Origin of the sequence: Paenibacillus dendrobii (assembly GCF_009807035.1) — a bacterium.
Taxonomy (GTDB): domain Bacteria; phylum Bacillota; class Bacilli; order Paenibacillales; family Paenibacillaceae; genus Paenibacillus_AQ; species Paenibacillus_AQ dendrobii.
In genome coordinates, this window is sequence record NZ_WUBI01000001.1 from 1054782 (window position 1) to 1067812 (window position 13031).

The 13031-nt window shown below is 46.0% G+C and carries 8 protein-coding genes and 1 riboswitch; of the genes, 2 read left to right on the forward strand and 6 right to left on the reverse strand.

Annotation, left to right across the window (positions count from 1 at the left end):
- Positions 1-105 precede the first annotated feature (105 nt).
- The 6 genes from GRF59_RS04465 to GRF59_RS04490 all read right to left on the reverse strand — a co-directional run bounded on the left by GRF59_RS04465 (position 106) and on the right by GRF59_RS04490 (position 10897).
- Positions 106-1734, reverse strand: a complete 1629-nt coding sequence (locus GRF59_RS04465) for a DHA2 family efflux MFS transporter permease subunit (protein WP_160496438.1) — start codon at positions 1732-1734, stop codon at positions 106-108.
- A gap of 16 nt (positions 1735-1750) precedes the next feature.
- On the reverse strand, positions 1751-2191 hold the full coding sequence (locus tag GRF59_RS04470) for a MarR family winged helix-turn-helix transcriptional regulator (protein ID WP_160496439.1): 441 nt from the start codon (positions 2189-2191) through the stop codon (positions 1751-1753).
- A gap of 392 nt (positions 2192-2583) precedes the next feature.
- The gene (locus GRF59_RS04475) at positions 2584-6279 is read right to left on the reverse strand and encodes a non-ribosomal peptide synthetase family protein (protein ID WP_160496440.1); all 3696 of its coding nucleotides are present in this window, start codon (positions 6277-6279) and stop codon (positions 2584-2586) included.
- Positions 6280-6300: 21 nt separating this feature from the next.
- Positions 6301-8076 carry a methyl-accepting chemotaxis protein gene (locus GRF59_RS04480; RefSeq protein ID WP_160496441.1) on the reverse strand — a complete coding sequence of 592 codons (1776 nt, stop codon included), beginning with the start codon at positions 8074-8076 and terminating at the stop codon, positions 6301-6303.
- 158 nt (positions 8077-8234) lie between these two features.
- Positions 8235-8319, reverse strand: a riboswitch (cyclic di-GMP riboswitch).
- Positions 8320-8757: 438 nt separating this feature from the next.
- The gene (locus tag GRF59_RS04485; RefSeq protein ID WP_237391766.1) at positions 8758-9846 is read right to left on the reverse strand and encodes a glycosyltransferase family 2 protein; all 1089 of its coding nucleotides are present in this window, start codon (positions 9844-9846) and stop codon (positions 8758-8760) included.
- A gap of 202 nt (positions 9847-10048) precedes the next feature.
- On the reverse strand, positions 10049-10897 hold the full coding sequence (locus GRF59_RS04490; protein WP_160496443.1) for an AraC family transcriptional regulator: 849 nt from the start codon (positions 10895-10897) through the stop codon (positions 10049-10051).
- A gap of 122 nt (positions 10898-11019) precedes the next feature.
- On the opposite strand from GRF59_RS04490, the gene GRF59_RS04495 reads away from it, so the two are divergent.
- Positions 11020-12015, forward strand: a complete 996-nt coding sequence (locus GRF59_RS04495; protein ID WP_160496444.1) for a Gfo/Idh/MocA family protein — start codon at positions 11020-11022, stop codon at positions 12013-12015.
- A gap of 25 nt (positions 12016-12040) precedes the next feature.
- Entirely contained in the window at positions 12041-12979 is a 939-nt protein-coding gene (locus GRF59_RS04500; protein WP_160496445.1) for an aldo/keto reductase, read from the forward strand.
- Positions 12980-13031: the final 52 nt, after the last annotated feature.

Below are 13031 nucleotides of genomic sequence, written 5' to 3' on the forward strand. Positions count from 1 at the left end.
TTTTCGGTTCCTGTGTGATTTCCCTCCCGCATCAATCAACAAAACCCCGAGCTGCATCCCAGCCCGGGGTTTGTTTATTCATTCGTTGATTACAACTTAAATATCTTATTCGGCAGTTAAAGCCTTTCCTTGATTGACTGCAGCTTTTTCATCGGGAGCTCCTGCTTCCGGTGCCTGGTTCGATGAGCGAAGCGGCAATTCTTTAAGGAAGAATACCAGCAGAAGCGCCACGACGAGCACGATCGTCCCTGTCAAAAATACCGTAGAAAGCGTATGGCCCAGGGCATCGCGGATACTGTCGATCATTTGAACGAACAACGCTTTGGCATCTGCCGGTAAACTTGCTTCCGTCTTATCAACCAAAGGCTTGTTCATCAGCGTCTGCGGATTGGCAAAAGCCAACATGCTTTCGGCTGTCTTCGGATCTACTTTACTGAAGTCCGGAGCACTGGATGATTGCAGCGCTTCTTTCAAATTCTTGGTCAGACTGTTGGACATAACCGTACCCATGACTGCGATACCGATGGTGCCGCCGAGGTTACGGAACAGCTGCGAAGATGCCGTTACGACACCAAGTTCTTTATGCGATACGGCATTTTGGGTAGCCAATGAGAATACAGGCATGCCCAGTCCCAGACCAACACCAAAGACGATCAAGCTTAGAATGGTCAACCAGAGATTATTCATGAAGATCATAATGGTCATACCGATGATCATAATCGGCATACCCATCAGTGCGAATCGTTTGTATTTGCCTGTCTTAGCGATCAGTTGACCGGTAATGGCACTCGTGACAACCATACATATTGACATAGGCAGCGTTACATAGCCTGCATACGTAGGGGAGATCGCGAGTACGCCCTGCACGTAGAAGGAAATATAAATCATGGCGCCCATAAGACCAAAGTTCATAATAAAACCGATGATATTGGAGATGGTAACAACGCCATTTTTAAATAAGTGCAGCGGCAGAATAGGTTCTTTTACGAATTTCTCGATCAAAATGAAGATGATTGCCGATACGACGGCTCCACCCAAGAGACTGAGAATTTGCCAAGATCCCCATGTGTACTCCGTACCTGCCCAAGAGAATGCGAGCAGCAGCGGTACAATCGTCGTTGTAAGGAATAAAGAACCCAGATAGTCGATGCTTTGGCCTCGCTTCCGATCGACCTTAGGGAACAGCATCATGATCATGACAAATGCAACTACACCCAGTGGAAGGAAGATCCAGAACAACCAGTGCCAATCGATATGATCGACGAGATAGCCGCCGAGCGTCGGTCCAAGAACGCTGGAGAAACCGAATACGGCTGTCATGAGTCCCATCCATTTGCCGCGTTCGCGCGGAGGGAACAAGTCACCGACTGCTGTGAACGCCGTCGATTGGATAATACCGGCACCGATACCTTGGATACCGCGGTAAATAATGAATTGATAGACATCAGTCGATGTACCTGTCAAGAAGGCGCCGACCATAAAGAATAATATACCAATGAGAATAAAAGGTTTCCGTCCGAACATATCGGACAGCTTGCCGACCAGAATCGTTGCAATCGTCGAAGTCAGCAGGTAGATGTTGATGGTCCATGTATAGTAGTCCATACCATCAAGAATCGCGATAATGCGCGGCATTGCCGTACTGGTAATCGTCTGGTTGATTGCGGCAAAAAACATCGCGGCCATAATGGCGATCATGATGGTTACTTTGCGTTTAAGCGTTAAATGCTCCATGCTTTCTGTTTCACCTCTATAAATTGTTATGATCTATGTCCAAAAGCATTGAGAAGATCCTTCTCAAATGCTGTATATCTACTTCCGACAGCATGCCGAAGAAGACTTGAATGAGCTCCTTTTGATCTTCGGTAATCTTCGCAATCATCGCATCTCCGTGCTCGGTGATGGTGGTATATACCACTCTACGATCGCTCTCAGCCCGTTCTCTTTGCACATAACCGGCAGCGATTAGCTTATCCGTCAAATTCGTAATAGCTGGAGACGTCAGGGCCAGTGTATCCGCAAGTTCGGATACTTTTAGAGGACCGCGTTGCTTAAGCGTATATAGAACCTGAAACTGCGGAAAGTTCAGATTGTATTCCTTGGCACTGATTTTATTCCATTCATGTGATAGATTTTTCAACAAAGCGCGGAACATTGCTGTTACTTCAAACAGCAGTTCGCTTTTAGCCAAACTGAAAACCTCCTTCTATATAAAGATGAGATCAAGATGGGTCATTTCTTGATTTCATTTATTACTTCTGTACGACATAATGTGTTCGGAACCTAAATAATTATCTTTTAATATGTTATCTTTGAATTAATAAGTAACTTAATCATTAAAGACTTTAACTATAATACTGCCTAACTATTTGCTAGTCAAGCTAAATATCGCCAAAAAAATATGTAAGCATTTACATTGATTCCGAACTTAATACGGCATCAATTAGATATCATAAATTCACGCCATTTTGGCTTCTGCAGCGGTTGGAATCATCTCTTCAAGCATCAACATTAAATGGGAAAAACCTTGACAGGAAGTCATCCCATCAAGGTCTTTACACGTTCAATTCTGCTTCACCTTTACTACTCAGGCTTGGTAAAATACCCGATACTAACGGCATAGTCGATCATATGTTTGAAAAAGGACTCATCCAGATCCGCACACTTCACACCGGTATTCTCCAGGAATTGATTGGTTTGCGGACAAGCGAAGCGGTAGATGGAGTTCTTGGCACCATCACCCTCCAATTGGGCCATGGCTAGTTCAAGACCTGTCTGGTCTTTGTTGTACTGAGTATCAAAAAGCCAAGCCTCATAGTCGTTCCAGTCCTGCAGCGTAATCTCATAGCCATAGGAAACGAAATGTCTGATCATTTGCTCATAAGGAATCGCAACCGGATTGCAGATATGGAATACCCGGCCAACCGTGGCATCCTGAAGCGCCAAAGCTGTGATGGATTCACTTGCATAATCGATCGGCGTAATATCCACTTCCCATTGGACGCTAGGCGCATTCTTCAGAAGCAGCATCGCCTTGAGCATTCTGTAAAAAGCATTATTGTCGATATTCCGCTGGAAAACGCCATTGCCGGAGTGACACGATAGATTCCCCACCCGGTATACCGAAGCAGCGATTCCATGTTCCTCACCAGCTCTGACAACGAGCTTCTCAGCCTCGAGCTTACTGTTGGTATAGACATTTTCGACAAAGGCAGACTCATAACCGGTACCCTTAACGATGGACTCCCATTGCCCATTCAGAGCGAGTTCCTCCGGAATACCAAGGGTCGAAATGAAATGGAATCTCATATCCGGTTTGCTCTTGGCCAGCTCAAGCAAGCGGTTGGTGCTCTCGATATTCACTCGGGCAAAATACTCGGAATCGCCGAAGTGCTTCACTTCCGCACCGCAGTGGATAATGGAGTCGACGTGACTTTCCACTATGGCCCGGACCTCCTCGCTGAAGCCCAAATGTTCTTGTTCCAAATCGCCTTGCACTGCTACAACGCGATTCGCCATGAGTTGAGGCACCTTTTCGCCGAAATAGCCTGACATGGTCTGCTCAAGCCGTGCATATGGTTCCAACGCGCCATTCGGACGGACCAGACAATATATCGTTGCCTCTGATCGACGCAAAAGCTCATAAAGCAAGTGAGAGCCCAAATACCCGGTTGCGCCGGTCAGCAAAATGTTCTTTTGCGAGAATACCCTTTTGGACGAGTCAAGCGGACTAGAAAAAGATAGCGGATATTCAGACAAGTCCTGAATCGGCCCATCCACGTCCTCACTCTGTTGCGATATGGAGGCTTCTTGAGCTAATTCTTCTATTCTCTCCGAAAGCTTCGCAATTGTCGGATAGACGAAGAAGTCATTAATTTTGAGCTGCGGATAGCTTGGTTTAAGTACGACCAGAATCTCTAATATTTTCAGAGAGTACCCGCCAATCTCGAAAAAGTCGTCATGGATGCTTATTCTCGGCTGGCTGAGCGCTTTTTCCCAGGCTTCGCTGACTTGACGCTGAAGATCTGTGACCGGTGCTATATAGTCTGAATCAACTTCTTCGTGCGTGAGTTCATAGGTCGCGAGCTTTTTGCGATCAATTTTCCCGGTTGGAGATAACGGCATCTCTTTTAGGAAACACATATACTTCGGTACCATATAGCTAGGCACTTTCTTGCTAAGAAACTGGACCAGTTCCTTCGAAGACGTAGCCTGTCCGTCACTCGATGTATAAAACCCAGCCAGCATCTTCGTACCATCATCTTCCGTTACCGGTATTACCGCAACATCTTTGACACCCTCATGCTTGGCCAGATTATCTTCGATTTCACCAATCTCAATGCGGAAGCCCCGAATTTTCACTTGCGAGTCTTTTCTTCCCCGGTACTCGACCTCGCCGTTAGGCAACAGCCGCACCATATCGCCCGTACGGTAGAACTTTTTGCCGGAAGCTTGGTTGATCGGATCCGAAATGAATACTTCCTTGGTTTTCTCGGGTTGGTTCAAATACCCTTTCGCAACTCCAATAGAGCTAATCAGCAGTTCACCAGTGACGCAGGTTGGGCAGAGCTGATTATTTTCGTTGACCACGTACAATTCATAATTGGCCATCGGTCTTCCAATATAGACGGTAGACAGCTCATCCGGAACGATATAATCGATTTTATGCGCCGTAGCAACCGCCGTTATCTCGGTAGGTCCATAGAGGTTGATGACTGGCACCTGCAGCTTTTTCTGGAACAGACGTGCCGTCTCCCCTGTTAGAGCTTCTCCGCCTACAACGATGCTTTGGATGTTTCGATAGATCTCTCGGGCATTCTCGGGCAAATACGCCGCGAGCTGATTGAAGAATACTGTCGGCAATAGCGCTACGTGGGTCGCCTCCGTATTCTCAACGGCATCCGTAAATGAATCGATCGAGAAACGCTGCTCATCCGTAAGTAAATGCAGTCTGGCGCCGCTTGCGAGCGAGCTGAACAAATCATACACGGAAGCGTCAAAGCTGAAGGTCGAGTATTGCAGGATATAATCCTGTTCCGTGAGCCCCAGATTCTCTTGCGTAGCTTTCGCCAAATTCACGACGCCCTGATGGCCTATCAATGCGCCTTTGGGTTTGCCGGTAGAACCGGACGTGTAAATAACGTAAGCCAAATCATCCGGTTCGATGTCTACATTGCAGGAATCTTCGGAATAGCCCTCAAGCTTGGAATCCAGCAATAACAATTGGGGCTTGGTTTCGAAGTTATCCAGCAATGCGGACAGCTTCGAGATGTATTTTTCCTGCGTCATAATAAGATGTGACTTCGTATCCGAGATAATATAGGCATTCCGGTCATCCGGATGTGCAGGATCTAGAGGCACATAAGCGCCGCCAGCTTTCATAATGCCAAGCAAGCAAACGATCGTATCAAGTCCGCGGTCGAGGAAAAGAGAGACAAACTGTCCCTTTCGAAGACCCTTCGATATCAGCATATGAGCGATTTGATTCGATAAACGGTCGAGCTGACCATAACTAAGCTGGTCCTCGTAATAGGAAAGCGCGATACGTTCCGAATATTTCGACACAACGGAGTCCAGCATAGCTACAATCGTTTCGTCATCGGTCAGTTTTCTGTTAGTGTCGTTCAATTTTGCATAAGCTTCTTGATCATCATCCGTCAATATCGTCAGAGCGGAAATCGGTGTCCCCATATTCTCCATCGCTGCATAGATAAGCTGCTGAAAGTGCTGCTTGAACTTATGGATCGTTGACTCTTCAAAAAGCCGTTTCGAATAGGAAATCTTCAGCTTCCAGTCAGAGCCCTCCTTGTAAACAGACCAGTTTATCCAGCTATCTTTGTGGGAATGGTCCTTCCCATATACCGTCTTCAAGCTGAGAGGCTGTCCTGTGATTTTTTCAATGTCGGCCAAGCTTTCGAGACTATCCTCAACTCTGTTCAGCTTGTCTTTGATTTGCTCATAGAGTTGTTCAAAAGCATCGGTTCCACTCATGGTGATGCGCATAGGCAGCAAGTTGCCTCTTCGGTTCTTTACGCCAATCAGCAGGTCTTTATCCTGGCTCAGCTGGTATAGCAAAGCTGCATAAGCGGATAACAACCAAGCATTGTCCGGTTCCTGCCCATTCGCAGGACGAATATCCAATGTATACGTCGCTTGCAGGATGTCGAGCTCAGCCGTATGTGCCGGATGATCCGTATACAGATGAAATCCGGGTAAAGGCAGCTGCAGCTCTTTTGTCCAATAATCTCTACTCTGTGCTATCATCATTGTTGTATTCAAAGATATCAGCTCCTTTGGGGATTACACCTGCAATTTATCCACGAGTGATTCCAATTTTCCCGCTACTTGATTCATGTCTTCAGCCGATTTGAACACTTTCCCGAAAGACGCTTGTTGATCTTGAGCACTGTTCAGAATCTCTTCGGAAACCGTGGAGTTCTTTTCCGCCAGCTCGGCAAGCTGTTTGATCGAAGCCGTAATTTGTTCGGTCTCTGCAACCATTTCCTGTGTTGCCGCAGAAACTTCTTGAATTTGACTTGTGACCTGATCCGTCGCTTCCATCATGCCCTTGAAGAGCATGCCGGTTTCCTTGACGACTTCAATTCCTTTATCCACGTTTTGTTCGCCTTCGCTGATGGCCTCAACGGCCAATGCGGTTTCACTTAAAATGTACTGGATCAGCTCGCTGATTTGATCTGCCGATCTCTTGGACTGCTCGGACAGTTTCTTCACTTCATCCGCTACCACCGCAAAGCCGCGCCCGTTCTCGCCGGCTCTTGCCGCTTCGATGCTTGCGTTGAGTGAGAGCAAGTTCGTTTGGGAAGCGATCTCCGTAATCACTTGCACGATTTGGCTGATTTCATTCGAACGTTTTTGCAGCTTTTCTATACTGTCAACAGAGTTCTTAACGGAATGATTAATCGAGTTCATCTGGTCGATCACATGCTCTACATTTTGATTCCCGATCTCGGACTGCTCTTTCATTTGCAATGAAATATCAGCTAGTTCCGAAGTATTGCCGGCTATGGTCGAAACGCCGGAGTTAATTTCCTCGAGCGAGACCACGCTCTCTGTAATCGATGTGCTTTGCAAAGCGACTCTTTCAGACATTTCCTCCATGTTTTTCGTGATGACCGTCGCATTCTTCTTGTTGGATTCAACTGCCGTGAACAGAAGGTTGGATTGCTCTGCCGATTGCTCCGACACTGATTTGATGGTTGTTACGAGTTCTCTAATATGACCTACCATGGTGTTGAATTTGGCGTTAACCTGTCCAAGTTCGTCTTCGCCGGCCTTAAGCTGCACAGTGAAATTGCCGTCGCTTATTTTCTCCAAAGCACCCATCAAGTCCTTAACCGGCTTGAATGTGTTTCTATTCGTGAAATACTGCAGAACCAATACAACAATGAGCGTGATCAGCAAAGCCAGGACTGTGTACGATAGCAGATCATGCTTGCCTGTGGCGACCAAACTGGCATCCACGTCGATGCCCATGTAAGCGAAAATGGTGCCGCTTTTGTCCTGAAACGGATACAATACCGTAATCCAGGTACCGTAATCATCGCTATATGCCTTCGTGTAAGACAGTTTTTTGGTTTTCAGCATTTCGCGAACCGCATCTGCATGAATTTTAGGCTGTTCATACATATCGCCAAGCTTCAAATTATCCTGCTCGAACAGCTCTCTTACCGATGTGGGCAGTGCAATCGTTGATGTTTTCAGCCCGTCCTGCAACTCAGGACCGAAGATATAGCCTTGTGCAATGTTCGGATGGGATACAGCCAGTTCATCGAACACTTCGGTAAGTTTCTTTTGGATCGGAGAATTGTAATCAGTATTGCTCTTTGCCGCTTCTGCATCCTCGGTGGATATATTTTTAACCAGCGCTTCCATCGTCTTGCCCGAATCGGATTGAAGCTGCTTCGTCAGCACATTGCCTTGAATATAATAGCTGGCTCCAATGACGACGGCCCCGGTGATAATAATATAAAAACTGGTTAACAGCATATTTTTGGTTACGATGCTCTGATTCTTGAAAATACGCCGTTTAATTGAAGATAAACCAAGCTTGTTCATTCTCGTTGACTCTCCTTTGTAATCTGTTATGTACATGCCGAATTCCTAAATCTGCAACAACTCTTCATCATCACCTCCTTTCAGTTCGCTAAAAGCTTTCCGGATCACCGATAAAAAAATGAACCTCGGGAACAACAAAGCCCAGGCTCACCAATATATTTAGCAACTGGCTGACATTTCCTTACGGAGTTAGTCCCTATAGCTTTGCGTCACTGCTTTTCAGCAGTATTGCTCATATTTTATTCTGTAAATAACACCATATTTTCAGAAACAACCCCATTATTTTCAAAAATACTCATAAAAAGTTGTCTTTTCTCTGATCAATAATCAAAATACAATTTCTTCACTCAGTGAAGGCAGGGCATGTTTGAACAAATAGCCCGTTGATAAGAGCTAACAAATGATATTTGTGAAAAAAAAGCGGTGTTCGTTCCTCAGTGTTATTGTACATAGTAACGTGTGAATCACACCATATTACTCATCGGACGTTCGTGAAGGTTTTTTAATACTTTAGACTCAGAAATCCGCAAAAAGATTCAATTTTCGACATATTTTTGACAATTTAGCTCTCATATTTATCATCAAGAACCATAAAATGCATTATTTTACATGACTGATAGTAAAAAAAGCCTGATTACTCAGGCTTAGTGAAAGAGAAGTGCATTTCAATTTTTGGGTACATTAAGCCTTCAATTCATGACGGTCATAGGTTGTACCCCGCCAAGTCATACCGCCCTTCCGTGAAGCTCTGTATGCACCGCGTAAACCGCCGACAATCAGAAAACAGGCAACTAATGGATGAGTGATTCCATACCACAGTCCGCTTCCGGAATGCTTGGCATAAACAAAATAAAGCCATATCACAGACAATACACTAATGCCGCAAAGGATTCTCGCGGAGGCCGGGCCCAAAAACAATCCAATCCAAGGGTAAATCATCGTCAAGAGACAAGATACGGTGGTTATGATCGCGTTGGGATACCGAAACACGGATTTCTCGACGCTGCCGACGAGTTGACGGACACTTTCATACCAGTTCCAAACGGCTACCATCCGGGTCCCGTACATGACGTCTTGACGATATCCTTCCTGCTTGATTCTTTTTCCCAACTGAGCATCATCCGTGGTCACATAAGAAAATGCTGCGTGGGTGCCGATCTCTTCATAAACTTCTCGCTTAACCAAGTTAAAAGCCCCTACCCCTAATGATTGCTGAGCTTTCGGATTCTTGACCTTCCATAGCTGTCCAAACGATGAGGCACTCATAAAAATAAATGCGGCATACCATTTAGAAAATACATGAGTCCCCACAAAATCCGGTATCAAGGTTAGATGATCCAATTGATGCTGGTCGACGTATGTAACCGCTTTGGCGATACACTGCGGATTGAAGAGGATATCAGCGTCCGTAAAAAGAATCCAATCCCCTTGAGCCAGTTTGCTTCCTTCCCATAAGGCATGACTCTTTCCCATCCACTGTGCAGGCAAATCCTTAATCTCGAGCCCGGTAACATTGGGGTAGCTATTCACCATTTTACGAATAATATCACCCGTAGCATCACTGGAACGATCGTTAACCACAATCACTTCAAGATTCGAGTAAGTTTGTTTCATCAGCGAAACAACGCATCTTTCCAGTGCCTTTTCCTCATTTCTGGCTGCAATGATAACAGAGATCTGCGGCAGATTGTTCTTCGTTTCTTGCGTTTCATATAAAGCGCCAATGTCTTTCACTTTCATGGTAAACAGAGCTGCAATTGTTCCCCACATCAATAGATTGATACCACCTAATATCCAAAATACCCAGTTCAAATCCATCCACCACTTTCGAATAAATTGAACGATCGTTCTAATCTTACCAAAAGGAAAAGACCTTAATTCATGGTCCCCGGAAATTAAATATAGAACGTCCGTACTAAACATAGTTTAATATTCATTCCTGTATTTGGCAATATATTTATATCATTCCTTTTTATCCTTTACCGTGCAATCCATAGAGCCTGCGGTAAGCCGTAGGCGTCATTCCTTCATGCTCCATAAAACGCTTATTGAAATAACTTACGCTGGGATAACCCGCATCTTCGGCAATCTGTCCCACCGTTGTTTCTTTTCGTTCCAGAAGCCACTGTTTGGCGACCTGAAGACGACAGCGTGTGATGAAATCCATTGGAGTCATTTCCATGACATTGCGGAACAACTTGCAAAAATAGTAACTGCTTACGCCTAATCGGTCTGCCCACTCCTCCAAACTGAACGGTTTTACCGCTTCCTGCTGCATGATTGGGAGAAGTTCAAGAATTCTTCTGTTGGAGGTATTCGTTTTATTGCCCGTCAGTGCGGCTGCCTGTTCAACAAAGGCACTGATCAGCGCGTAAGTGAGTGTAGACAAGTGCACCGGATGCAGCATCCGGAATTCTTCGGCTTCTTGCAACAATTCTTCATGCGCGTTTTCGAACATATCCGTTTGGCGTATGGACCACAGCAAACTCTTGTTAAGTCCTCTCTCTACCATATAGGGCGATAACCCATTCCCGTAAAAATGAACCCAGCGTACATCCCATGGGTCATCCTCGCTGCTGTAATATCTTTGCTGCTGCATCGGAAAATAGAGCACCGCTTCTCCAGCCCGCAGTTCATGGGTAACACCGTCTATTTCCACATATCCCTTGCCAGCCGCAACATAATGAATATTGAAGTTGTTCAAAGCTCCTGCTTTTCGGTACACGCTGTGATCCCATTCATTTTGATAAATGCCCACGGATTCCGGAAAACAGAAAAAGGGCATTTCCGGCAGCGTAAGCAAGTGGATTTGTCTTTTCATCGTCTCTCCTCAAATGACAATATTGTTATAACAGTAGGCAATATAATATTATACAAATTTTAAAATAGATCTCTTATAATCGCAATATCATCATAAAAAAGTAGAGGAGCTGAATTTTTCAAATGGATCGTAAATTGAAATGGGGCATTCTCGGATGCGCCGGTATTGCCAAAAGAGCGGTTATTCCCGGTGTACATTTGTCCGAATTAAATGAAGTCGCTGCCATTGCGAGCAGAGATGAAGATAAAGCCAAGCGTACGGCTGAAGAGCTGAACATTCCGGTTGCATATGGAAGTTATGAAGCTCTACTGGAGGACCCGTCCATCGATGTTGTCTATATCCCCCTTCCCAATCATCTACATAAGGAGTGGGCGATTCGCGCAGCCCAAGCCGGCAAGCATATTCTGTGCGAGAAACCGATCGCTTTAACAGCCGACGAAGCTAATGAAATGGCCGAAGCTGCACAGCAGGCCGGCGTTTATTTAGCGGAAGCATTCATGTATCGATATCATCCGCGATACGAGGCCATGAAGGATTTGATCCAATCGGGCGCAATTGGAGATATCCGGGGTATTCGTAGTGCATTTACGTTTAACAATGCGGGCGATGCGGCTAACGTTCGCTACCGGAAGGATTGGGGCGGCGGCTCGATCTACGACGTCGGATGCTACCCGATCAATGCGGCCAGACTGCTTCTCGGCAAGGAGCCGGATGCGGTGACGGTGAATGCCATCTTCTCTCCTGAACATGACGACGTGGACATGATGGCTTCAGGTTTAATCGATTTCGGTGACATATCTCTAACTTTTGATTGCGGTATGTGGGCCGCATCCCGAAATCCTCTGGAGATTCTCGGAACGGATGGCATAATTGAAGTCCCTTCCGCATTCGTAACGCCATCGCCAGGGAGCGGTAATTTCTTCGTGGTCAGCCGGGGGGAAAGAAAGGAAATTCACACACCGGACGTGAATGCCTATACGGCTCAAGCCGATCATCTCGCTGCTGCGATTCTCGGTAAGTCCCCTCTGCTCTTTGATTCGAAAGATTTCGTTGCCAATATGAAAGTAATCGATGCATGCCTGCTGTCTGCACGTGAGCATATCAGAGTTGTCCTATAACCTGTCCAAAAGGGAGGAAAAATGCATGGAATACATTACTGTTGAAGGCCTGCAGAAACCGATATCAAGATTAATGAAGGGAACGGATTATTTTTTTCACGATTCCTATGACAAAGCTGCAGCAAACATGGATGCGTTTTTGGCCATTGGGGGCAATTCCCTTGATAGTGCCCATATTTATTGCGGAGGACAAAGCGAGGAAGTCATTGGCCGTTACATGCAGGAAAGAGGCAATCGGGATCAGCTGATCATATTGACGAAGGGTGCCCATCATGATCAAAACGGTCCCCGTGTGACCGAAAAAGACATCCGCCATGACCTGACAACAAGCCTTGCACGGCTACAAACGGACTATATCGATTTATATGCGCTTCACCGCGATGATCCGAACGTGCCTGCCGGAGAAGTCATTGAGATACTGAATGAATATGTAAAATCCGGCACCGTAGGCGCTATCGGAGTATCTAACTGGACTTGGAAGCGCATTAAGGAAGCGAATGAGTATGCCGCAGCGCATCAGCTTAGAGGATTCACGTTCAGCAGCCCGAACCTGAGTTTGGCAAAAGCCAATGAACCTTTTTGGGCAGGCTGTGTATCCGCAGATACGGAGACATGCGCTTGGCATGAAAAAGAACAATTCCCGCTGTTCTCTTGGTCTTCGCAGGCCAGAGGATTTTTTACGGGACGGTTCTCTCCTGAAGTGCGTGACAATGCGGATCTGGTCCGCGTGTTCTATAGCGATGCCAATTGGGAGCGATTGGAACGAGCCAAGCAGCTTGCTTCATTGAAGAATGTGACAGCCATACAAATTGCGCTCGCGTACGTCCTGAACCAGCCGTTTCCAACCTGCGCGCTGATTGGAGCGCAATCAGCCGCAGAACTGCACTCTTGCGACGAAGGTTCGCTGATACATCTGACGAAGGAAGAGCTGGATTGGCTCGATCTCACGGTCGATAAGCTTTAATATGATATGCAAGCTAGCGCGTAAGAGCATGTTCCTTTCGGTTTGAATGGGG